Origin of the sequence: Streptomyces sp. NRRL WC-3742, assembly GCF_000720635.1 — a bacterium.
Lineage (GTDB): Bacteria > Actinomycetota > Actinomycetes > Streptomycetales > Streptomycetaceae > Kitasatospora.
This window is the reverse complement of sequence record NZ_JOCF01000022.1, coordinates 37,144-58,516: the sequence shown is the minus strand read 5'-3', so window position 1 is coordinate 58,516 and position 21,373 is coordinate 37,144. Positions and strand designations below refer to the sequence as shown.

Here is a 21,373-nt window from a genome sequence, read left to right as displayed (position 1 = left end):
CCGATCATCAGCCCGTCGGTCGAGGCCGTGACCTGCACCGACACGGAATCACCACATGACTTCCGGTCGGAATTGGTCTCTACCATTGCCCTGCCTTCACATTCGGAGGAGGCTCCTCGGCGAAGCGCAGGGGCGTGGACCCTGCGCACGCCAATGGGAGGAAGACCACTCATGTCGCTTCGCAAGGCATTCTCCGCCGTGGCCGTGGCCGGGCTCGTGGCCGGCGGCACCCTGATCGCCGCCCCGACCGCCCAGGCTTCCACCTTCACCTACATCGGCATCTACCCGACCGCCGCCGCCTGCCAGGCGGCCGGCCAGGCGTACGTCAACAGCCACCAGGCCATCGCCTACTTCTGCGACACCACCACCGAGACGGGCCTGGCGCGGCTCTCCGCGATCCTCTACTGAGCCGGCCGGCCACCGGCACCCGGTGGCCGGGCAGGAACGGCCGCGGTCGGCCTCCCCGAGGAGGTCGGCCGCGGCGGGCCCTCAGGGCTATCCGCGCCGCTTCGGCTTGCCCCGGCCCTTCGGGGCCGCCGCTCCGCCGCGGGCCTTCTGGGGCGCGCCGCCCTTCTTCGCCTGGCCGCCCTTGGCCTGGCTGCCGGACGACTGCGACCTGCGCGGCGCCGCGGCCTTCTTCGCCCGCTGCTCGGCGGGGGCGGCCGGCTGCTGCCCGGCCCCGCGCCCGCGCGAGCTGTTGACCGTACGGCCCCGGACGATCCCGATGAACTCCTCCACCAGCTCCGTGGTCCGCTCCTGCAGCCAGGACAGCGCCACCTTCGACTGGGCCGCCTCCGGGGCGGGCCGGTAGGTGAGGTCGCGGCGGTGGTGCAGCCGGGCCAGCGACTGCGGGACGAGCAGCACGCCGACATTGGCCGCGACCAGCTCGATCGCGTCCGCCGTGGTCTCCGGCCGCTCGACGGCCGGACGGCCGGGCAGCGTCCCGGCCGTGTACCCAAGGGTGTCGTCGAGCGGGTGGAAGACCACCTCGTCGGCCAGGTCCTCCAGCGCGACCTCCTCGGCCGCGGCGAGCCAGTGGTCCTTGGGGAAGACGACGACGGTCGTCTCCTCGTACAGAGGAATGGCGCTGAGCACGTCCTTGTCCACGGGCAGCCGGACCAGCCCCGCGTCCACCCCGCCCTCGCGCACCGTCCGCTCACCGTCCGTGGAGGGCACGGCCACCAGCTCCAGCGGAACGTCCGGGAGCCGTTCCCTCCAGACCCCGACCCACTTGCCGGGAGTCACACCCGGGACGTACGCGAGCCGGAACGACGGGTTCACCTGCATGTCTGTCACGGGGCAAGGCTACCGATCGTGACCGGAAGTGCCCGCCGGCTCCCTTACCCTTGTTCGTATGACACCGCTCAAGCAGAAGACCAGCCAGACCATGAAGCCGGCCACGGCGGCCAAGAAGCTGGGGATCTACCTCGCCGCGGCGCCGACCGACTTCCAGGAGGGCGTGGTCTCCCGCGAGGAGCTGAACGCGCTGCAGTCCGAGCCGCCGCAGTGGCTCCAGGACCTGCGCCAGAACGGCCCGCACCCGCGCCCGGTCGTGGCCGCCAAGCTCGGCATCTCCATCTCGGGCCTGGCCCGCGGCGGGGTGACGGAGGCGCTCACCACCGAGCAGATCGAGGCGATCAAGGCCGAGAACCCGCTCTGGCTCCAGCACGAGCGTGCCAACCAGGTGGACGTCCGCAAGGAGACCGTCCGCGTCAAGGAGAAGCACGCCAAGGAGGCCGCCATGGAGGCCGCCGAGAAGGGCGCCAAGAAGCCCACCAAGGGCGCCGGGGCCGCGAAGGGCCGCTGAGCGCTCCTCCCGCGCTGAAAGTGCCGGCGTCCGTTTCGTACGGACGTCGGCACTTTTGTGTGCCCGGACGTTTGCCGGGATTTGTGCCCGGGTCTGTGCCCAGGCGCGCGCCCGAGCCTGTGCCCGCGTCTGTGCCCGGCTGGTCGTGAGCGCGACACGCGGGGCGGGGTCGGGTGTCACGGGCGACGGGTCGGGCACGAAGGGGTGGCGAAACGATTCCGTACGCCCGCCCCGGCCCTCGCGCGCCGTCCCGTCAGCGGATACGGCGTCACTCCTTCGGCCCTGTCGACACGGTAGTGTCCGCTGACGCGGCCTCCGTCGACCAGCGCCGGTCGGTCGTGCAGTCACACCGCAACGACCTGGAGGAACTCCCGTGCCGGCTCCCGTCCGCGCCGCCCTGGCCATAGCCGCGGCCGCCCTGCTCGCCGCCACCGCAGGCTGCTCGTCCGGCGGCCACAGCGCCAAGCCGGCCGACGCCAGGACCGGCGCCGCCCAGTCCGGGGCAGCGGCCGCCGCCCCGCCCGCGCAGGCCGCCGCGATCGTGACCGGGCCCGGCCCGAAGAGCTCGTACGACGTCCAGCCGCAGCCCGCGGCCGGCAGCTGCCACTACCGCTACACCGCCGACAAGCAGCCGCTGCCCGACCCGAACTGCACCCCCGGCGCGATCAGCCCGGCGGTCAACCAGGGCAACATCATCGACACCATCTGCAAGCAGGGCGGCTACACCTCCACCATCCGCCCGCCGGCGAACATCACCGGCAAGGAGAAGGCCGAGAACGCCAAGTCCTACGGCTACACCGGGCCGACGGGCGACTCCGAGTACGACCACCTGATCAGCCTTCAGCTCGGCGGCGACCCCAACGACCCGCGCAATCTCTGGGTGCAGCCGCCCTCCCCCGACCACGTGCCGGGCAAGGGCCCCAACAACCCGAAGGACTCGGTGGAGACCCACATCCACACGGCGATCTGCAAGGGCCAGACCACCCTGGCCGCCGCCCAGCAGGCGATCGCCACCGACTGGACGACGGCCGAGGCCAAGCTCGGCATCGCCAAGGCCGGTGCCGCCGCGCCGAGTTCGGCCCCGGACGGGGACGGCGAGTAGCCCCTACCGGGACTCCTTGCAGAGCTCCTTGCAGGGACTCCTCACAGCGACTCCTCACAGGGACTCCACCAGCTCGGCGATCGCGTCGAACGGCCGGTACCGCTCCAGTTCCTCGCGCAGTGCGCGGGCCCGCTCGCGGTAGCGGCCGTCCTCGAGCACCTCGCCGACCGCCCGGTCCACGGCCTCGGGCTCCGGGCGGCCGGTGCGCAGGTCGATCCCGACGCCCGCCCAGCGCACCCTTGCCGCCACCTCCGGCTTGTCCTCGCTCGCCCCGGCGACCACCAGCGGCACGCCGTGGCGCAGCGCGTTCTGCACCCCGCCGTAGCCGCCGTTGCTGACCAGCACGTCGGTGAGCGGCAGCAGCCGCTCGAACGGCACGTACCCGGCGGCCAGGGTGTTGTCCGGCAGCCGTCCGCCGAGCAGTTCGGTCAGCTCCCGGGGCCCGTCCGGGCGGCCGGTGGCGGCGACCACCAGCACGTCCCGGTCGGCCAGGGCGGTGACGGCCGGGGCGAGGAGCGCGCCGAGGTCGTCGTTGGCGAGCGTGCCCTGCGTCACGACGACCACCGGACGGCCCTCGGACAGCCGCGCCCACCAGTCGGGCAGCGGCTGCTCCTCGCCGACGATGCCGACGGCGCCCGGCAGCGCGCCGATCAGCCGGAAGGTCTCCGGGGCGTCGCTGCGCGGGTACTCGAAGCCGGGCACGGTCAGTTGGAGGTAGTGGTCCGGCACGGTGACCGGCGCCAGCCCGCGCGGGCCCTCGGGCAGGCGTACGCCCAGCTGGTCGAACACCTTCTCCGTGTACCGCTGCAGCGGCTCGACGCGGCGCTCCGCCTCCTCCCGCAGCCTGCGGTTGCGCTCGCGGCCCTCCTCGCCGGGCAGCGGCGTCAGCGCCAGCCCGAAGGGCGCGGTGTCCACGCTCGGCAGCAGCGGCGGCGTCACCCCGATGCCGACCAGCGCCGGGCGCTCGGCCCTCGGGCGGCTCAGGGCCAGCGCCAGCACGCCCTGCACGAAGGCGTCCGCGAGGACGGCCTTCGCCGGGAAGTCCTCCAGCAGGGCGAGCAGCGCCCGGTACTGGTGCGGGATCGGGTCGGTGAAGATGTGCCGGGCGTCGAAGGCCAGCCGCTCGGGCCCGGGCGTCAGGGCGGCCCGGGCGGGGAAGCCGGCGTCCAGGTCGCGGTCGTCGAAGTCCGCCTCCGGCGGCAGCGCGACGAACCGCACCCCGGCCCGCTCGGCCGCCCCGGCGAACCGGGCGCCGCCGAGGAAGACCACCTCGTGGCCCCGGGCGGCGAGGTCGGCGGAGACGGCGAGCAGCGGGCTGGTGTGGCCGTGCGCGGGAATCGCGGTGGTGATGATCCTGGACACTCGGGTGGACACTCGGGCTCCTCGGGTCGGGACGTCGTCCCGATCATCGTGTCATCTCCCGAGAACGGCACCGCCGTTGAGGCGGGTCACCCGGCCGGTGCGGGACCCGGCACCCGGCGGCGGCCGGGGCTACGGCTGGACGGGGCCGACGGGCAGGACGCGCTTGTGGGCGGTGCGGCGGTAGTGGGCGATGACGGTCTCCGCGACGGCGGGGCTGACGGGACGGCCCTCCAGGAAGTCGTCGAGCTCCTCGTAGGTGACGCCGAGGGCCAGTTCGTCGGGCTTGCCGGGGTCGAGGTCCTCCAGGTCGGCGGTGGGCACCTTCCGGACCAGTTCCTTCGGCGCGCCGAGCGACTCGGCCACGGCGCGCACCTGGCGCTTCGTCAGCCCGGCGAGCGGGACGACGTCCGCCGCGCCGTCGCCGAACTTGGTGAAGAAGCCGACGGCCGCCTCCGCGGCGTGGTCGGTGCCGACGACGAGACCGCCCTTGGCGCCCGCGGCCGCGTACTGCACGACCATCCGCTCGCGGGCCTTGACGTTGCCCCGGACGAAGTCCTCGTGGGCGTGGTCGCCGTAGGTGAGCCCGGCGGCGGCCAGGGCTGCGAGGGCGGCGTCCGTCGCGGGCCTGACGTCGACGGTGAGCACCTCGTCGGCCTGGATGAACTCCAGCGCCCGCTGCGCGTCCGCCTCGTCGGCCTGCACGCCGTAGGGCAGGCGCATGGCGCAGAACTCGGCCTCGTAGCCCTCCTCGCGCAGCCGGTCGACGGCGAGGCGGCACAGGCGCCCGGCGGTGGTGGAGTCGATCCCGCCGCTGATCCCGAGGACGAGGCTGCGGGCGCCCGCGCCGCGGACCTGCTCGACGAGGAAGGCGACGCGGCGCTCGGCCTCCTTCGCCGGGTCCTCGACCGCCGTCACGCCGAGGGCGCGGGCGATCTCCTGCTGGACGTCGAGCTCAGTGGTTCCGGACACCATGCACCCCGGTCTTTCGGTCTCACGCTTGGACACTTGCACGCCTGGACGCTCGCACGCTCGCACGCTCCTGACGACGGCGAGTATGCCAGGGCCGGTCGGCGGCGCTCCCACCCCTCCCGCGCGGGCCCGGGCACTACATCAGTAGTGGCACTACTCGCGTAGTGCCACTACTGATGTAGTGCCCGGCGGGCTCCCACTCACCCCTCACCCTCACCCCTCCCCCGCCCCTTGCGCAGGATCTCCAGCACCACCGCGCCGTCCACCGTCTCCCGCTCCTCCAGCAGCCGCGCCAGCTCGTCCAGCTGCGCCCGGTGCTCGCGCAGCAGGTCCACGGCCCGGCGCTCCGCATGGCGCAGCAGCCGGGCGACGGCCTCGTCGACGGTGCGCTGGGTCTGCTCGGAGTAGGGGCGGCGCAGCAGGTCCTCGGGGCTCTCGCCGAGGTAGTTGGGGGTGCCTGCGGCATAGCCGACCGGGCCGAGCTCCGGGGAGAGGCCGAACTCGCGGACCATCCGGGTGGCGACGGAGGTGGCGCCCGCGAGGTCGTTGGCGGCGCCGGTGGAGCCCTCGCCGAAGACGACCAGTTCGGCCGCCCGCCCGCCGAGCCGGACGGTGATGAGGTCGGTCAGGTAGCCCTCGCTGTAGAGGTGCCGCTCGGCCTCGGGCAGCTGCTCGGTGGCGCCGAGGGCGACGCCGGCGGGCAGGATGGTGACCTTGGCGACGGGGTCGGCGTGCTCGCACAGCGCGGCGACGAGGGCGTGCCCGGACTCGTGGACGGCGACGGCGTGCCGCTCGTCGGGCAGCAGGGCGTTGGAGGGTTCGCGGCGGCCGAGGAGCACCCGGTCGCGGGCGGCGTCGAAGTCCTCGGCGGTGAGGGTGGCCCGCTCGGCGCGCACCGCGTTGATGGCGGCCTCGTTGACGAGGTTGGCGAGGTCGGCGCCGGAGAAGCCGGGGGTGCCGCGGGCGATGCGGTCGAGGTCGACGTCGGGGGCGAGGGTCTTGCCACGGGTGTGGACGGCGAGGATGGCGGCGCGTTCGGCCTGGTTGGGCAGCGGCACGGTGACCTGCCGGTCGAAGCGGCCGGGCCGCAGGAGGGCGGGGTCGAGGGCGTCGGGGCGGTTGGTGGCGGCGATGACGACGATGCCGGTGCTCTGGTCGAAGCCGTCCATCTCGGAGAGCAGCTGGTTGAGGGTCTGCTCGCGTTCGTCGTTGCCGCCGATGCGGGAGCCGCCGAAGCGCCGGCCGCCCACGGCGTCGATCTCGTCGATGAAGACGATGGACGGCGCGCGTTTGCGGGCATCCTCGAAGAGGTCGCGCACCCGGGAGGCGCCGACGCCGACGAACATCTCGACGAAGCCGGAGCCGGTCACCGACAGGAAGGGCACCTCGGCCTCCCCGGCGACGGCCCGGGCGAGCAGGGTCTTGCCGGTGCCGGGCGGGCCGACCATGATCACCCCGCGCGGCCCCTTGGCCCCGGCGGCGGCGTAGCGCTCGGGGCTGCGCAGGAAGTCGACCACCTCGCTGACCTCCTGTTTCACCCCCTCGTACCCGGCGACGTCGGCGAAGCGGGTGGCGGGCCGCTCGGCCTCGATGATCTTGGCGCGGGAGCGGCCGATGGCGCTGAGCCCGCCGCCGAGGGAGCGCGCGGCCAGCCGGCCGGACCAGAGGAAGAGCCCGCCGAAGAGCAGCAGCGGCAGGAACAGCAGCAGGAGGGACCAGACGGAGCTGCCGCTGCTGCTGCGGCTGCCGGTGACGTTCACGTGCTGGTCGCCGAGGGACTTGCTGAGGCGGGAGGTGTCCAGGGCGGTGGGGATCTGGCTGGTGAAGTGGGTGCCGTCCTTGAGGGTGCCGCTGACGCCGCCGGTGTCGGTGACGTTGACGGTCTGCACCTGGCCGGCGTCGACCTTGCCGAGGAAGTCGCTGTAGCCGTAGGTGGTGCCGCTCTTGCCGGGGCGGGAGAAGAGGACCAGCACGAGCAGGGTGGCCAGGACGGCGACGGGCAGCAGCCAGCGCCGCAGGTTCGACGAGGGCGTGGGCGGCGTCGAGGACGGGGGCGTGGGTGTGGGCGGTTTCGGTGCGACCATCGACGCTCACCGCCTCCCGGGGCCGAGGGGGCTCCGTCTCCATGGTCGGCCCCCGGAACGGGCGAGGGCGACCCGGCGCTGCTCGCCGGGCCGCCCTTGGCGTCCTTCGTGGCCCCCTGGCGGGGCCGGGTGGGGTCAGGAGAAGTCCAGGTCCCCGGTGCGGGTGCGCTTGAGCTCGAAGAACTTCGGGTACCCGGCGAGCAGCCGCACGCCGTCGAAGATCTTCACGGCGTCCTCGCCGCGCGGGATCGCCGTCAGGACGGGCCCGAAGAAGGCGACGCCGTCGACGTGGATGGTCGGCGTCCCGACCTCCTCGCCCACCGGGTCCATGCCCTCGTGGTGGCTCTTGCGAAGCGCGATGTCGTACGCGGTGCTGTTGGCCGCGTCGGCCAGCTCCTCCGGCAGGCCCGCGGCGACCAGGGCCTCGCGGATCACGGTCTCGTCCGCGGCGCGGTCCTGGTTGTGGAAGCGGGTGCCGAGCTCGGTGTAGAGCGCGCGCAGCACGTCCTGGCCGTGCTGCTCGGCGGCGGCGATGCAGACGCGCACGGGGCCCCAGCCGCGGTCGAGCAGCTCGCGGTAGCGCTCGGGCAGGCCCTCGCGGCCCTCGTTGAGGACGGACAGGCTCATCACGCGGAAGTTGAGCTCGATGTCGCGGTGCTTCTCGACCTCGAGGATCCAGCGGGAGGTGATCCAGGCGAACGGGCAGATCGGGTCGAAGTAGAAGTCGACCTTGGTGGGCTTGGCGGACGCGGTGTTCAGGTCTTCGTTGGTCACGACCGCGAGCCTAGCGGGCAGAGTGGTCCGCTCGACAGTGCCAATCGCGATACCGCAGGGTGGGCCACTTGGGGAATAAATCTCAGCTGCCGCACGTGGTGCCGTCGGCCGGGACGGTCCCGTCGAGCAGGTAGGCGTCCACGGTCCGCTGCAGGCAGGGGTTCCCGGTGTTGTACCCGCCGTGCCCCTCGCCCTGGAGGGTGACGTTCACGCCGACGCCCGTACCGAGCCGGCCCGCCATCGCCTTGGCACCCTCCACCGGGGTGGCCGGGTCGCCCGTCGTCCCGACCACCAGGACCGGGGCGGAACCGGCGGCGGCGACCTCGGGGTGGTCCGTCTTCCCGGTCACCGGCCAGCCGGTGCAGCCGGTCAGGCCCCAGGCGGTGAACTCGCCGAAGACCGGGGACGCCTGGCGGAACTGCGGCAGCTGCTTCTCCACGTCCTGGTCGGAGTAGCGCTGCCGGGCGTCCACGCAGCTGATCGCGCGGTTGGCGGCGCTCAGGTTGGTGTAGTGCCCCTGGGCGTCGCGGCCGGAGAGCGCGTCGGCGAGCTGGAGCAGGGTGTCGCCGGAGCCCTTCTGCATCGCCTCGGTGAGGCCGACGGCCAGGGCGGGCCAGGTCTCCTGGCTGTACAGCGAGCCGGCGATGCCGGTGACGGCGAGGTTCTCGGTCAGCTGCCGCCCGCCCGTGGTGGGCAGCGGGGCCTGCCGGAGCTTCCGCAGCAGGTCGGTGACCTTCGCGGTGCCCTCGGCGCCGCCCGCGCCGGTCGGGCAGGCGGCGGCCTGGCCGGTGGCGCACGCCTTCATGAAGTCGTCGAGGGCGAGCTGGAAGCCCTGGGCCTGGCCCAGCGCGGACTGCTGCGGGTCCTTGGTCGGGTCGACCACCGAGTCCAGCACCATCCGTCCGACCTGCTCCGGAAACAGGTGGGCGTAGACGCCGCCGAGCTGGGTGCCGTAGCTGATGCCGAAGTAGGAGAGCCTGGCGTCGCCGAGCGCCCGGCGCATCAGGTCGAGGTCGCGGGCGGCGCTCTCGGTGTCGACGTACGGCAGGACGTCGCCGGAGTTGCTCTGGCAGGCGGCGGTGAAGGCCGCGTTGGCGTCGTCCAGCGCCTTGACCCCGGCGGGGGTGTCGGGTGTGCCGTCGACCTCCGCGTTGGCGTCCATCGCCTTGTCGTCCAGGCACTTCACCCCGGCGCTCTCGCCGACCCCGCGCGGATCGAAACTCACCAGGTCGTAACGGGAGTTGAGGGAGGCGTACGTCCCGGCCAGGGCGGGCAGGGTGGCGACGCCGGAGGCGCCGGGGCCGCCGAAGTTGAACAGCAGCGAGCCGAGGCGGTGCTGCTCGTCCTTGGCGCGGCTGCGGATCAGCGCGAGGTCGATGGTGCGGCCGTCCGGCTTGGCGTGGTCGAGCGGGGCCTTGAGCGTGGCGCACTGCCAGTCCGCGGCGGGCGCGGTTCCGCCGCCCTGGGCGGTGGTCGGCGCGGCGCAGGCGTGCCAGTTCAGCGGCTGCTGCCAGGCGAGGGTGCCGCCGGAGGTGGTGGCCGCGGGGGGCGTCGGCGCGGGTTCGGCGGCGGAGGAGCTGCCGCCCTGGCAGCCGGTGGCGGAGGCGAGCAGCAGGGCGGTGAGGCCGAGCGCGCCGAGCGCCTGTGCACGCGGAGCTCCACGGACGGCGGTGTGCATGGGGCGGGTCCACCTCTCGGGCTGTGATCGTTCCGGCCCGACCCTAGGGGCGCCGCCGCGCCCGCGCCCGCCGGCAGCGCCCGACCGGGGGCGTGCGCCGCAGCCCATGTCACCGGCCATACGGGTGACGGGTGGTGACTGCCTACAGCCCCATGCCCGGGGTGCCGCGCACCGCGTACGCCGGGAGCAGCAGCTCGCCCAGGACGGCCCGCGGCAGGTCCAGGCCGAACCGGCGCTCAATCACGCCGAGGGTGCGGGTGCGCACGGCCGCGTAGTCCTCCTCCTGCTCCCGCTCCACGGAGGTGACCCCGTCCACCTCCAGCACCCGGGCGGCCACCAGCTCCGGTAGCAGCAGGTCGGGCTCCTGACCCCAGCGCCAGCGCTCCTCCCCGAGGCCGAAGCCGCAGACCGCGGCGCCGTCGCGGGCGTAGTCGAACATCGCCGGCGGGTGCTCGGGCATCGGGCGGTAGTGCACCACCTCGACACCGTCGCGGGCTATCTCGGTGAGCCGGTCGGCACCCGTGGAGTCCCCGTACTCGATCGCGAAGGACCAGCCGCCCGCCTCGCCGACCCGGACCACGCCGTCCCCGTCCTCGCCGGGACGGTACGACTCGATGTCCAGGTCCCACACCTCGGTGCCGCTGATCGGCTCCGTGCCGACGGCCGGGTCGGCTCCCATCCGGCGGGCCAGCTCCAGCGGCGGGATGCCCCGGGCGAACACCACGCCGTCCAGGTCCCAGCGGACCTCGGCGAGCCAGCGGATGCCGTGCCCGGCCCCCGCGCCCTCATCCTGCCCGACCTCGCCCATCGCCGCCGCCCTCCCCTGGCGCCGGCCGCCACCGGCCGGGCTCACCGCACCCTAGCCGACACCTCCGACACCCCGTGGCCGCTCGAGCTACCTGCGGTCGGAGGCCGGCGGACGGAGGACGGTGGCACACGAACTCCCTTGGGGAGCGCCGCCGTTCAGCCCGCCTCCCGGCCGTGCCGTCCCGCGACAGGCTCCGCCCGCCGAGGCGGAGCGCCCCGGGCCGCTCGACCGGTTCAACGCCGCCGTTCGGCGCCCCGGCGCCCACGGCGGCCTCGCGGGCCTGTACGCGGACCTCATCGGGACCGCCGAGGACTGGGCGGAGAGCGATCGCGCCTTCGACGAGTGCTGTGCGCCTACGGTCCGCCTTCGGTGGTCTTCGGCCACGGAACCCCCGGGCCGGCGCCCTCCGCTGAACGCCGGGCGGCCCGGATGCGTACCTCCGAACGGGGGCGCGGGGCCGGCCGGTTCCGCGTACGTCCCGACCAGGGAGGCACCCGTCATGAAGGGACGCCTCACCGTCCGCGCGGCGGCCACCGGGCTGCTCGCCGGTCTCCTCTGCCTCGGCGGCGCGTCCACCGCGTTCGCCAACCCGGCGCCTGGTCCGCACGGTCCGCCGAACCAGACCTGCCAGGACTTCCTTGCCCTCGGAGTCTCGGCCCCGGGCCACTCGGCATCCTCGCCCGGCTCCCCCTTCGACGAGGCGGGCTTCGGCGCCCAACCGAACGGCGGCACGGGCGGCAACGCCTACAACAACGCGGGCGCCCCGTCGCAGTACGACGTCGCCTGCTACCAGCAGTCCGTGCACTGACCCGGCATCCGGCACCCCGTGCACCGCAGTCGCTGCACGGGGTGTCAGTGCCGCCTGCTAGCGTCCGTTCCGCATCGGCAGGGCGATCGGCGGAACGGGGTTGGCACATGGGGGAACTGACACAGCGGCAGGTCAGGCCGCCCTCGGATCCGCGCGAGCCTGCGCGCGGGCTCCAGGTCGTGGGTGTGCTGGCCGCGCTCTGCTACGCGGTGGGCCGAGTGGCGACCCTCGGTCCGGGCCACGAGAAGCTGACGGGCGTCATGGGTGTGCTGGTCACCCTCTTCACCCTCATCGGCCTGCTGCTCACCGCGGTCTGGGTCCGCCGGGCGTGGGCGAACGCGGAGGCGCTCGCCCCGGGCGTGCAGCGTTTCGGGTCCGGTTGGGCGCTGGCAGGCATGCTGATACCCGGGCTGAACCTCGTCCTGCGCTGGCCGATCGCGCTGGGGCTCTGGCGCGCCGGCGGGGTGCGGGGCGGGGCGGGGCTCGTGCACGCGTGGGCCGGCGCGGGTGTCGCCTTCACGGTCGCGCACCTCGCGACGACGGGTTCCCACCTGGGCGCGCCCGTCTGCACCGCCGTGGCGATCGGGCTGGCCCACTCCGTGCTGGGTGTCCTGGTCATCGAGCGGATCACCCGTCGCCAGGTGGAGGCGCTGGAGTTCCCGCCCGCATGGCCCGACGTCCCGGCACGGGAGCCAGTCAGCCCGTGAGGGGGGCGCCGGTGGTCATGCGGCGCTCCCTCCTCTCCGAGCGGATTTGCCTGACAGGCAAATCATCCCACCAATTACTCAACATTCTGCCTATCATCTCCGGGACCCCGTCCCCCACCCGGAGCCGCTCACGCCATGCCTTCCCCGCAGCCCGCGACCAACCGCCGCCCCCACCCCCTGCACGCGCTGCGGGAGACCGTCTTCGCCATCGGCGCCCTGCTCATCCTGGTCGGGGTGGGGTTCCTGCTCCACCAACCGCTGCTGATCCCGCCGCTGGCCGCCAGCGCGGCCCTGGTGCACGGCGCGCCCGGGCTGCCGATCTCCCAGCCGCGTAACCTGGTGGGCGGCCAGCTGCTCTCGGCCGTGATCGGTTTTGCCACCCTGGCCGTCACCGGCAGCACCGCCTGGGGCGCGGCGATAGCCGCCGGGCTGGCGCTGGGCGCGATGATGCTCACCCGCCTGCCGCACTCCCCGGCCGCCGCGACCGCCGTCATCGTCGTGCTCCAGGCGCCGCACCCCGTCCCCTTCCTGCCGCTGCTCCTGCTGGCGACGGGCCTGCTGGTCGCGATCGGGCTGCTTCCCGGCCGCATCGGCGGACACCACGTCCGCTACCCACTGTCCTGGTGAACGCGCAGGCCGGGCTTCGTACGCACCCCTGAGGGACCCCGGGGGAACACAGGGGAATCCAGGAGAAACCCACCCGCGAAGGAGCCCGCCACGACCGACCGCACCACCTCCCCGGCCGACCACTCACTACTCGCCGCCGCCCACGGCGCCGACCCGCTGCTGTCGGACGGCGACGGGGTCACCGCCCGCGCCCACGCCGAGCGCCGGGGCTACGCCGACCTCGCGGCCACCCTGCGCGCCGCCGAGGAGCGTGCCCGCAACTCCCGTACGGGCCGAAATCGTCTGGTGCCCGGGGCCCGCACCGACGATCATGTCCCGAATGAGCGAACAACCCACCCGCTGGACCCAGGCGACCGTCTACCCCGACATGTGGCTGGACCCGGCCGACGACCCGCGCGGCAGCGAAGGCCCCACCCCGGACGGCGAACTGCCCACGCTGCTGGACTACATCAACCACTTCCGGCTCACCCTGCGCCTGAAGTGCGAGGGCCTGAGCCCGGAGCAGCTGGCCCGCCGCTCGGTGCCGCCGTCCACGATGTCCCTGCTCGGCCTGGTCCGCCACCTCGCCGAGGTCGAGCGCGACTGGCGCAACTGGATCACCGAGGGCGAGCCGCTGCCGAAGATCTACGGCGAGCGGGGCGCGGACTTCGACGAGGCCGTGGGCGAACAGGCCGTCGTGGACGCGGCGTTCGCCGACCTGGAGCGCGAACAGGCCGCCACCGACGCCGTGCTGGCCCCCCACCAGGACCTCGGCGCCCACATCGGCCGCAAGCGGATCGCCGTCCGCGAGATGCTGGTGCACCGGATCGACGAGTACGCCCGCCACTGCGGCCACGCCGACCTGCTGCGCGAGTGCGTCGACGGCCGCACCGGCCAGTGACAGTCGGCCAGTAGCAGGCGGCCAGTGACAGGCCGGCGGTGACAGGCGGCCGGTAGGAACGCTCCTCAGCGCTCCAGGAACCGCCGCACCCCCGCCCGGACGCCCTCGGTGGGGACGGCGGCCGCGAAGGCCGCCGCCTCCACCGCGAGGCCCTCGTCGATGGTCAGGTTGACCCCCCGGGTCACCGCCCGCAGGCAGGCGGCCACCGCCGTGGGCGCGTGACGGATGATGCGCTCCACCAAGTCACGTGCGGCGAGCAGGAGTTCGTCCGCCGGGACGACCGAGTTGACCAGCCCGATCTCGGCGGCGCGGGCCGCCGGGACCGGGTCCCCGGTGAGGATCATCTCCAGGGCGCGCTTGCGGCCCACATGGCGCGGCAGCCGCTGCGAGCCGCCGAACGGCGGCGCGAAGCCCAGGGAGATCTCCGGCTTCCCGAACCGCGCGTGCTCGGCCGCGACCGCCAGCGGAGCGGCCTCGGTGATCTCGCAACCCCCGCCGTACGCGAGCCCGTTGACGGCGACGACGATCGGCTTGGGGAACTCCTCGATCCGCCGGGTCAGCGTGTGCCCGCGCCGGACGAACTCGCGCAGCGCCCGTTCCGGGCCGCCCGCGATGCTCCCGGCCAGCGAGGGGATGTCCGCCCCGGCGCTGAAGGCCCGCTGCCCGGCGCCGGTCAGGATCACCGCGCGCACGCCGTCCTCGTCGACGAGTATGCCGGGGCCATCCGCTCCGGCGCCCTCCCCGCCGGCACCCGGCTGCCCACCCACCGCGCCCTCGCCCGCGAACGCCGGATCGCCCTGGCCACCGCCACCCGGGTGTACGCCGAACTCGCCGCCGCCGGGCTGGTCGCCGGGGAGCAGGGGCGCGGCACCTTCGTGAAGGTCCGCTCCGGCTTCGACGGCCTCGAGCCCTCCCGTGCCCTGCCCGTGCCCCGCGTCGCCGACCTCTCCTTCAACCAGCCGCTCTCCCCGGGCCAGGGCGACGAACTGCGCCGGGCCCTGCGCGCGCTCGCCTCCGCCGGGGACGCCGAGGCCCTGCTGCGCCAGCAGCCGCCGGGCGGCCACCGCCACGACCGGGCGACGGTCGCGAAGTACCTCCTGGAGCGCGGGGTCGACACCGCGCCCGAGCACGTCCTGCTGACCAACGGCGCCCAGCAGGCGCTGGACTGCGTCCTGCGCGCCCTCACTCGCCCCGGCGACGTGCTCGCCGTCGACGCGCTCACCTACCCCGGGATCAAGCTCCTCGCCGCCGCCCAGGGCCTCGACCTCGCCCCCGTCCCGGTCACCCCCGCCGGCCCGGACCTCGACGCCCTCGAACGCCTCTGCCGCACCCGGCCCGTCCGGGCGGTGTACACCGTCCCGACCGTCCACAACCCGCTCGGCTGGGTCCTCGACCTGCCCCGGCGCCGACGCCTCGCCGAACTCGCCGCCGCCCACGACGTCACGCTCGTCGAGGACGGCACGTACGCGTTCCTGGACACCGGCGCCCCGCCGCCGCTGCACGCCCTCGCCCCGGAGCGCACCTGCTACGTGGCCGGGCTCTCCAAGAACGTCGCCACCGGCCTGCGCTTCGGCTTCGCCGTCGTCCCCGGCCGCCACCTGCGCGCCGTCACCGGCGCCCTGCGGACGGCCTCCTGGGGCGCGCCCTCCCTGGTCACCGCCCTCGCCACCGGCTGGCTCGCGGACGGCACCGTCGCCCGTCTGGAGGAGCAGCGCCGCGCCGACGCCGCCGAACGCCAGCGCATCGCCCGCAGCGCCCTGGCGGGCCTCGCCCTCACCGCGCACCCCACCTCCTACGCCGTCTGGCTCGCCCTCGAACCCCACCAGCGCCCCGACCAGGCGGCCGCCCTCCTCGCCGCCCGGGGCGTCCTGGTCTCCACCGCCGACGCCTTCGCCACCACCCCCCACCCCCCGGCCGCGCTGCGCCTGGCCCTCGCCACGCCCCCGCCGGGCGACCTCGCCCCGGCCCTCGCCCTGGTGCGCGAGACCCTCGCCGCCATCGCGCCCTGACCTCGCGCCCCAACCTCACGCTCTGGCCTGGCGCCCTCACCGGCACGCCCGTTCGGCGCAGCACGGCGCGCGGGGCGGGCGGGGTGCTGCGATCTTCGGAGGACGCCCGGCCGCCGTCCGGGCGCCGGTTCCCGTCGTCCAGACACCGCCCCGAGACCGTGGAGGCCCGGATGTGGCAGGCTCCCCCCGCCCCTGTCAGCCGTGAGTGGCTCCCGGTGCTCGACATGCCGGCGCCCGGACCGCAGAGCCGCTGGACGGTGCTGCTGCGCGCGCTGCTGCTGATCCCGCAGTTCGTGGTGGTGTGGGTGCTGTCGGTGGTGGCGTTCGTCCTCACGGTCATCGGCTGGTTCGCGGCCCTGGTGCTCGGCCGCCTGCCGAACCTGGTGGCGGACTACCTCGGCTCGTACGTCCCGTACGAGACGCGCGTCACCGCGTACCTGCTGCTCACCGTGGACCGCTACCCGCCGTTCCGGTTCCAGGCCCCCGAGCACCCCGTCCAGGTCGAGCTGCGCCCGGGGCAACTGAACCGGCTCGCCGTCCTGTTCCGCATCTTCCTGGTCATCCCGGCCTCCGTCGTGCAGGGGCTGGCCTTCGCGGGCTGGTGGATGGTCTCGTTCGTCCTCTGGCTGATCGTGCTGGTCCTCGGCCGGATGCCGCAGCCGCTGTACGAGGCGACGACGGCGATCCTGCGCTTCCGGATGCGCTGCACGGCGTACCTGCTGATGCTCTCCTCCGCCTACCCCAAGCGCCTGTTCGGCGACGAACCGGGCAGCGAGGGGCCGGTGTCGGCCACCCGCCCGCTGGTCCTGAGCGGCGCCGGGCGGGGCCTGCTCGTCGTCTTCCTGCTCCTCGGCCTGGTCTCCTGGGCGACGGGCTCGGTCACCGCCTCGGTGAACTCCGACGACGACAACGACGGCGGCGTCGGCCCGGCCCAGCACGTCCTCGCACCGCTCGTGCCGGGCCTCTAGGGCGTCCCAACCGCCGTGGCGAAGCCGTGGAGCAGGGCGCCCGTGGCGCCGGGCTCCTCGAACATCGGGGTGTGGCCGACCCCGTCCAGGATCTCGATGCGGGCGCCCGGGACCTTGCGGTAGTCCTGGGCGGAGGCCGGGTCCCAGCGGTGGTCCTGGGAGCCGAAGAGGACCAGGGTCGGCAGCCCGAGCCCGGCCAGCCGGTCCGGGATCGGCCGCTCCTTCGTGTAAGCGGTCGACGCCTCGTCGGTGCCGGTGAGGCTGCGGTACGTCATGCCCCGGATGTCGTCGACGATCCGGTCCGGGATCTGCACCTTGCGCGTGAACGCGCTGCCGAGCGCGTCGCGGATCGTGCCGTCCGTCCGTAGCCGCCACAGGAGTTGGCCCACCACCGGGGTGGACACCAGGTCGCCGACGAAGCTGTCGGCTCGGTACGCGTCGAGGCGCGGCCCGGTGTCGACCAGGGCGACCGCCGCGACCAGGTCACGGCGCTGCTCGGCCAGCGAGGTCGCGACGCACCCGCCGGTGGAGTGCCCGACGACCGTGGCCCGCCGAACTCCGAGGCGGTCGAGCACCGCCCCGACCCTGCGTGCCTGTTCCGCCATGCCGTACCCGCCCGTCGGCTTCGCCGAGCCGCCGTGCCCGAGCAGGTCCACGCGCACCACGTGCAGGTCCCGCAGCGAGGGCAGGACCGGTTCCCACCAGGCCGTCGACCCGCCGAGCCCGTGCAGCAGCACGACCGTCGGCGCGTCGGGGGGCCCGTCCTGCACCACGTGGATGTCCCCGCCGGGCAGGCGCACGATCTGCTCGCCGGAGGCTTCCGCCGTCCCGCTCAGCACGACCGCCGTGTTCACCGCCAGCAGGACGGCCACCAGCCCGGCGGCCGCCAGCGCGATCCACCACCGCCTCCTGCGCGCCACCTTCGGCGTACGCGTCTTCCGGTCCACTGCTCCTCCATCCGTCGACTCGAGGTGCACCACTCTCCGGCCGCCGCCCACCCCCCGTCTTGGAGAAATGTCGTGCCCCGCACGCCCGTTGATCACAAGGCCCGTCCGCCCGTACGGTCGAGCCGTGCACCCTGCTCCCCTGACCGCCGACTCCACCGCCACCTGGGAGATCGCCCGGCCCTCACGGCCCGCGGCGACACCCGGCGTCTCCATGGCCGGCTTCCGCATCCGCGGCGGCGGCGGCCCGCCGGGCCTGCGGGCCATCCCCCACCCGGCCGTCACCCTCGCCGTCGAGTTCGGCGGCCGCCCGTTCGAGCTCCACGGCGCGCAGGGGCGGGTGCGGTCGGAGAGCCTCACCGCCGGGCTCGGCTTCAGCGCCTTCGAGGTGTCTGCCGAGGACGTGGCGTGCGTGCAGATCCGGCTCTCCCCGCTCGTCGCGCACCCCGTACTCGGGCTCCCGCTCTCGGAGTTGCGCGGCAGCGTCCTCGCGCTCGACGACCTGTGGGGCCCGGCCGTGACCCGCCTGCGCGAGCGCCTCCACCACGCCCGGACCTGGCCGGAGCGCTTCGACCTGGTCGAGGCCGAGCTGACCGCCCGCCTCCGCATCGGCCGGGACGTGGAGCCCGAGGTCGCCTGGGCCTGGCGCCGGATCACCGCCGACCACGGCCGCACCCGCGTCGACGACCTGGCCGCCCACCTCGGCTGGACCCGCCAGCGCACCTGGTCCCGCTTCGGCTCCCAGATCGGCCTGACGCCCAAGCGCGCCGCCATGCTCGTCCGCTTCGACCACGCCGTCCACCGCCTCGCCCGCGGCGCCACCCCCACCCAGGTCGCCGCGGACACCGGCTACGCCGACCAGTCCCACCTCCACCACGACGTCCGCGCGTTCACCGGCACCACCCCGGTCACCGCCGCCCGCGAGCCCTGGCTGGCCGCCGACGCCCGCGCCTGGCCGACGCGCTGACTCGGCCCGCGCGGCGCCGCAGGACGCCGGCGGGGCGGCGGTTTCACCATGGGCCACACCATCCTCGCCACCACCGCCGTAGGCTCCGAACGCAAGGAAGACGTCGAACGGAACCAGGAGTGACACCCGTGTCGGAGCAGTCCTTTGACAACGAGGTCGACAACGAGATCGACGAGGTCGACGACGAGGACGACAGCCCGTGGATCATCGACCTCTGCCCCGTCAGCACCGAACTGGCCGCGCAGATCGTCGCCATGATGGACCTCGACCTGGACGACGCGGACGCCGTCGAACGGGCGATGGCCGAGGCCGGCTGGCGCTCGACCGGCGAGTACCACGGCGACTACAACGAGTCGGCCTACACGCCCGGTGACCACCTCGTGGACACTGACGTCGGCATCGCCCTGCCCTTCGCCCACCAGTACTTCCTGGATCCCGACGAGGAGCCCGACGAGACGTACGACATCTGGGCGCAGCTCCCCGGCTGGCAACGGCTGATCGACCCGCCGGCCGGCACGTTCGAGGCCGAACTCGAGGCCGTCGTCGACCGGTTCACCCGGCTGATCGGCCCACCGGACCACGACCTCGTCCGCGACTTCCATCCACGGTCCTGCCGCCGCTGGCCGTACCGCGTCTGGCGCCGGGGCGGCAACGTCCTGACCGTCGCCCTCGGCATGTCCAACCATTCGTACTCGCAGTTCGAGCAGCTCTACGTCCAGATCCGCCCCCTCCCGGCGGACCGGCCGCTCCCGCCCGTCGCCGAACTACCCGACTTCTTCTTCCACTGATCCCGCCCCTGACGCCGTCCTTGACGGCGTCCCTGACGCCGTCCTTGACGGCGTCCCTGACGCCGCCGCGCGGGCGAAGCGCGTGCTCCAGTCGGCGAGGAGGGCGCGCAGTTCGGGCGGGTGGACGACGTGGAACTCGGCGCCGAGGGAGCCGAGGGCCATGGCGGGCCAGTCGAGGGAGTCGGCGGCCATGCGCAGGCGGCAGCGGGCGGGGGTGAGGGGCTCGACGGTGCCCCAGCGGTCGACGTGGGCGCGGACGCGGTCGGCGGGGGCCTCGATGACCGCCTCCACCTCGTAGGAGCGGGGTATGCCGCTGAGGCCCGCGCGGACGAACTCCGCGGCGTCGACGGCGAGGAGGGGGCGGGGGGAGAAGCGGGAGCCGGTGCGTTCGGGGGCGGCGAGGCGGTCGAGGCGGAAGCTGCGCCAGTCGGAGCGGCCGAGGTCGTAGGCGACGAGGTACCAGCGCCGGTCGAGGCAGACCAGCCGGTGGGGTTCGACGTGCCGCTCGGTGCGGCGCCCGTCCGCGGACACGTACCCGAAGGTCAGCCGCTCGTCGTCGCGGCAGGCCAGCGCGACGACCGTCAGCGCGTCCGGGTCGACCCGGGTGGCGCCGGTGCGGCCCCAGTCGACGGGCACGGTCATCGCGCGCAGCGCCTCGACCCGGCGGCGCAGCCGGCCCGGCATGACCTGGACGACCTTGGCGAGCACCCGCACCGACGCCTCCGCGATGCCCTCGACGGGGCTCTCCGCCGCCGCCTGGAGCCCGACGGCGAGGGCGACCGCCTCCTCGTCGTCGATCACCAGCGGCGGCAGCGCCGCCCCGGCGGCGAGCTGGTAGCCGCCGTCGACGCCGCGGTGGGCCTCGACGGGGTAGCCGAGTTCGCGCAGCCGGTCGATGTCGCGGCGCAGGGTGCGCACGGAGACGCCGAGCCGGGAGGCGAGCTCCTCGCCCGGCCAGTACCTGTGGGTCTGGAGCAGCGAGAGCAGTCGCAGGGTCCTGGTGCTGGTGTTCGCCATGTCCCTGATTGTCGCCGGAATTCAGGTCAGGAAGTGGCCGCTTGGCGCCATAGCGTGGGTCTCGTACCAAGGAGTCCCACCCGTACGAGAGGCACGTTCATGACCACCGTCACCGCCCCCGCCACCAGCACCCCCGTCACCGGCGAGCGCGCCGACCTCATCGTCGCGCTGGGCAAGCAGCGGCACTTCCTGCGCTTCACCACCCGGGGCCTCACCGACGAGCAGGCCGGCCTGCGGACCACGGCCAGCGCGCTCTGCCTGGGCGGCCTGGTCAAGCACGTGGCCTCGGTCGAGCGGGTGTGGGTGGACTTCATCCTCCAGGGCCCGTCCGGGATGCCGGACTTCAGCTCCTGGACGGAGGAGGACCTCGCCCGCCGGGCCGACGAGTTCCGGATGCTGCCGGGCGACACCCTGGCCGGCGCGCTCGAGACGTACGCCGAGGTGGCGGCCCGGACGGACGAGCTGGTGGCCACCCTGCCCGACCTGGACGCCACCCAGCCGCTGCCGCAGGCGCCCTGGTTCGAGGCGGGCGCCCGCTGGTCGGCGCGCCGGGTGCTGATGCACATCGTCGGCGAGACGGCCCACCACGCCGGCCACGCGGACATCATCCGGGAGTCCCTGGACGGCCAGCGGTCCATGGGCTGACCCCGGCCGCCGGGTTCCTCAGATCCGCCCGACGAAGGTGAACCCGGCGCCGTCCACCACCCCCCGGAGCACCGCGTCGTCCAGCGGACGCGCCGAGGCGACGGTGACCCGTCCGCTCGGCGCGTCCGCGGTGACGCCGGTGACGCCCGGGAGGGCGGACAGGCCCGTGCTGACGGTCTTCTCGCAGTGGCCGCAGCTCATGCCCTCGACCGCGAGGACAGTGGTGGTGACGGACATGACGGTGCCTCCGATGCGGTGGTGCGACGTGGGACGCCGGCCCGTGAACGGGCGGGCCGGCGGGCACCACGAGACCGGATTCCGGCGCCCGATCCGAGGGACACGCCGCACGGGTGGCACCTTCGAGTGGTTCCGGGAACCACCGGGGCCCGCCGTCCGACGCCCGACGCATGACCGGATATCGACCGTAAT

General features: G+C 74.3%; 24 protein-coding genes. 12 read left to right on the top strand and 12 right to left on the bottom strand.

Annotated elements, in window-relative coordinates:
* Positions 1-171: 171 nt before the first annotated feature.
* On the top strand, positions 172-408 hold the full coding sequence (locus IH61_RS0114525; protein ID WP_031069580.1) for a hypothetical protein: 237 nt from the start codon (positions 172-174) through the stop codon (positions 406-408).
* Positions 409-495: 87 nt separating this feature from the next.
* Here IH61_RS0114525 and IH61_RS0114520 read toward each other — a convergent pair whose 3' ends face one another.
* Entirely contained in the window at positions 496-1,296 is an 801-nt protein-coding gene (locus tag IH61_RS0114520) for a LysR substrate-binding domain-containing protein (RefSeq protein WP_031069578.1), read from the bottom strand.
* A 58-nt stretch (positions 1,297-1,354) separates the two neighbouring features.
* On the opposite strand from IH61_RS0114520, the gene IH61_RS0114515 reads away from it, so the two are divergent.
* Together IH61_RS0114515 and IH61_RS0114510 are read left to right on the top strand one after the other, a co-directional pair.
* Complete coding sequence (locus IH61_RS0114515; RefSeq protein ID WP_031069577.1) at positions 1,355-1,807, top strand: DUF5997 family protein; 453 nt, start codon at positions 1,355-1,357, stop codon at positions 1,805-1,807.
* Positions 1,808-2,180: 373 nt separating this feature from the next.
* Positions 2,181-2,909: a hypothetical protein gene (locus IH61_RS0114510; protein WP_051837033.1), complete on the top strand. Its 729-nt coding sequence runs from the start codon at positions 2,181-2,183 to the stop codon at positions 2,907-2,909.
* A gap of 54 nt (positions 2,910-2,963) precedes the next feature.
* Here IH61_RS0114510 and IH61_RS0114505 read toward each other — a convergent pair whose 3' ends face one another.
* The 6 genes from IH61_RS0114505 to IH61_RS0114480 all read right to left on the bottom strand — a co-directional run bounded on the left by IH61_RS0114505 (position 2,964) and on the right by IH61_RS0114480 (position 10,584).
* Complete coding sequence (locus tag IH61_RS0114505) at positions 2,964-4,283, bottom strand: glycosyltransferase (RefSeq protein WP_158844972.1); 1,320 nt, start codon at positions 4,281-4,283, stop codon at positions 2,964-2,966.
* Between the two features lie 117 nt (positions 4,284-4,400).
* Positions 4,401-5,243 (bottom strand): ammonia-dependent NAD(+) synthetase, encoded by an 843-nt coding sequence (gene nadE / locus IH61_RS0114500; protein ID WP_031069570.1) that lies wholly within the window; start codon positions 5,241-5,243, stop codon positions 4,401-4,403.
* 197 nt (positions 5,244-5,440) lie between these two features.
* The gene (gene ftsH / locus IH61_RS0114495) at positions 5,441-7,324 is read right to left on the bottom strand and encodes an ATP-dependent zinc metalloprotease FtsH (protein WP_037972660.1); all 1,884 of its coding nucleotides are present in this window, start codon (positions 7,322-7,324) and stop codon (positions 5,441-5,443) included.
* 135 nt (positions 7,325-7,459) lie between these two features.
* A complete protein-coding gene (locus IH61_RS0114490) occupies positions 7,460-8,098 on the bottom strand; it encodes a disulfide bond formation protein DsbA (RefSeq protein WP_324607601.1) in 639 nt (212 codons plus the stop codon).
* Between the two features lie 82 nt (positions 8,099-8,180).
* Entirely contained in the window at positions 8,181-9,776 is a 1,596-nt protein-coding gene (locus IH61_RS0114485) for an alpha/beta hydrolase (protein ID WP_031069564.1), read from the bottom strand.
* Positions 9,777-9,918: 142 nt separating this feature from the next.
* The gene (locus IH61_RS0114480; protein ID WP_051837032.1) at positions 9,919-10,584 is read right to left on the bottom strand and encodes a DUF6461 domain-containing protein; all 666 of its coding nucleotides are present in this window, start codon (positions 10,582-10,584) and stop codon (positions 9,919-9,921) included.
* 499 nt (positions 10,585-11,083) lie between these two features.
* Here IH61_RS0114480 and IH61_RS0114475 point away from each other — a divergent pair, with 499 nt between their 5' ends.
* The 3 genes from IH61_RS0114475 to IH61_RS0114465 all read left to right on the top strand — a co-directional run bounded on the left by IH61_RS0114475 (position 11,084) and on the right by IH61_RS0114465 (position 12,726).
* Complete coding sequence (locus IH61_RS0114475) at positions 11,084-11,392, top strand: hypothetical protein (RefSeq protein WP_031069562.1); 309 nt, start codon at positions 11,084-11,086, stop codon at positions 11,390-11,392.
* A 107-nt stretch (positions 11,393-11,499) separates the two neighbouring features.
* The gene (locus IH61_RS0114470) at positions 11,500-12,099 is read left to right on the top strand and encodes a DUF4328 domain-containing protein (RefSeq protein WP_031069559.1); all 600 of its coding nucleotides are present in this window, start codon (positions 11,500-11,502) and stop codon (positions 12,097-12,099) included.
* 135 nt (positions 12,100-12,234) lie between these two features.
* On the top strand, positions 12,235-12,726 hold the full coding sequence (locus IH61_RS0114465; protein WP_051837031.1) for an HPP family protein: 492 nt from the start codon (positions 12,235-12,237) through the stop codon (positions 12,724-12,726).
* A gap of 126 nt (positions 12,727-12,852) precedes the next feature.
* Here IH61_RS0114465 and IH61_RS0114460 read toward each other — a convergent pair whose 3' ends face one another.
* Complete coding sequence (locus IH61_RS0114460; RefSeq protein WP_031069556.1) at positions 12,853-13,038, bottom strand: hypothetical protein; 186 nt, start codon at positions 13,036-13,038, stop codon at positions 12,853-12,855.
* Between IH61_RS0114460 and IH61_RS0114455 the strand changes: the two genes are divergently transcribed.
* A complete protein-coding gene (locus tag IH61_RS0114455) occupies positions 13,037-13,606 on the top strand; it encodes a DinB family protein (RefSeq protein ID WP_031069554.1) in 570 nt (189 codons plus the stop codon). The genes IH61_RS0114460 and IH61_RS0114455 overlap by 2 nt on opposite strands.
* Before the next feature lie 65 nt (positions 13,607-13,671).
* On the opposite strand, the gene IH61_RS0114450 is transcribed toward IH61_RS0114455, so the two are convergent.
* Positions 13,672-14,298, bottom strand: a complete 627-nt coding sequence (locus tag IH61_RS0114450; RefSeq protein ID WP_234327181.1) for an enoyl-CoA hydratase-related protein — start codon at positions 14,296-14,298, stop codon at positions 13,672-13,674.
* Between IH61_RS0114450 and IH61_RS0114445 the strand changes: the two genes are divergently transcribed.
* On the top strand, positions 14,266-15,615 hold the full coding sequence (locus IH61_RS0114445) for a PLP-dependent aminotransferase family protein (protein ID WP_031069551.1): 1,350 nt from the start codon (positions 14,266-14,268) through the stop codon (positions 15,613-15,615). The two genes, IH61_RS0114450 and IH61_RS0114445, sit on opposite strands and share 33 nt — an antisense overlap.
* Before the next feature lie 224 nt (positions 15,616-15,839).
* Positions 15,840-16,583, top strand: coding sequence for a DUF4389 domain-containing protein (locus IH61_RS0114440; RefSeq protein WP_324607600.1), 744 nt, complete (start codon positions 15,840-15,842; stop codon positions 16,581-16,583).
* Here the strand turns inward: IH61_RS0114440 and IH61_RS0114435 are convergent.
* Positions 16,580-17,530, bottom strand: a complete 951-nt coding sequence (locus tag IH61_RS0114435; protein WP_031069548.1) for an alpha/beta fold hydrolase — start codon at positions 17,528-17,530, stop codon at positions 16,580-16,582. The genes IH61_RS0114440 and IH61_RS0114435 overlap by 4 nt on opposite strands.
* Positions 17,531-17,654: 124 nt before the next feature.
* On the opposite strand from IH61_RS0114435, the gene IH61_RS0114430 reads away from it, so the two are divergent.
* Entirely contained in the window at positions 17,655-18,494 is an 840-nt protein-coding gene (locus IH61_RS0114430) for a helix-turn-helix domain-containing protein (protein WP_199823316.1), read from the top strand.
* A 128-nt stretch (positions 18,495-18,622) separates the two neighbouring features.
* Entirely contained in the window at positions 18,623-19,282 is a 660-nt protein-coding gene (locus IH61_RS0114425; RefSeq protein ID WP_031069544.1) for a hypothetical protein, read from the top strand.
* Here IH61_RS0114425 and IH61_RS0114420 read toward each other — a convergent pair.
* Entirely contained in the window at positions 19,259-20,299 is a 1,041-nt protein-coding gene (locus IH61_RS0114420) for a helix-turn-helix transcriptional regulator (protein ID WP_051837026.1), read from the bottom strand. The two genes, IH61_RS0114425 and IH61_RS0114420, sit on opposite strands and share 24 nt — an antisense overlap.
* Before the next feature lie 99 nt (positions 20,300-20,398).
* On the opposite strand from IH61_RS0114420, the gene IH61_RS0114415 reads away from it, so the two are divergent.
* Positions 20,399-20,944 (top strand): DinB family protein, encoded by a 546-nt coding sequence (locus IH61_RS0114415; protein ID WP_031069540.1) that lies wholly within the window; start codon positions 20,399-20,401, stop codon positions 20,942-20,944.
* Positions 20,945-20,962: 18 nt separating this feature from the next.
* On the opposite strand, the gene IH61_RS0114410 is transcribed toward IH61_RS0114415, so the two are convergent.
* Entirely contained in the window at positions 20,963-21,181 is a 219-nt protein-coding gene (locus IH61_RS0114410) for a heavy-metal-associated domain-containing protein (protein WP_031069538.1), read from the bottom strand.
* Between the last annotated feature and the right edge of the window lie 192 nt (positions 21,182-21,373).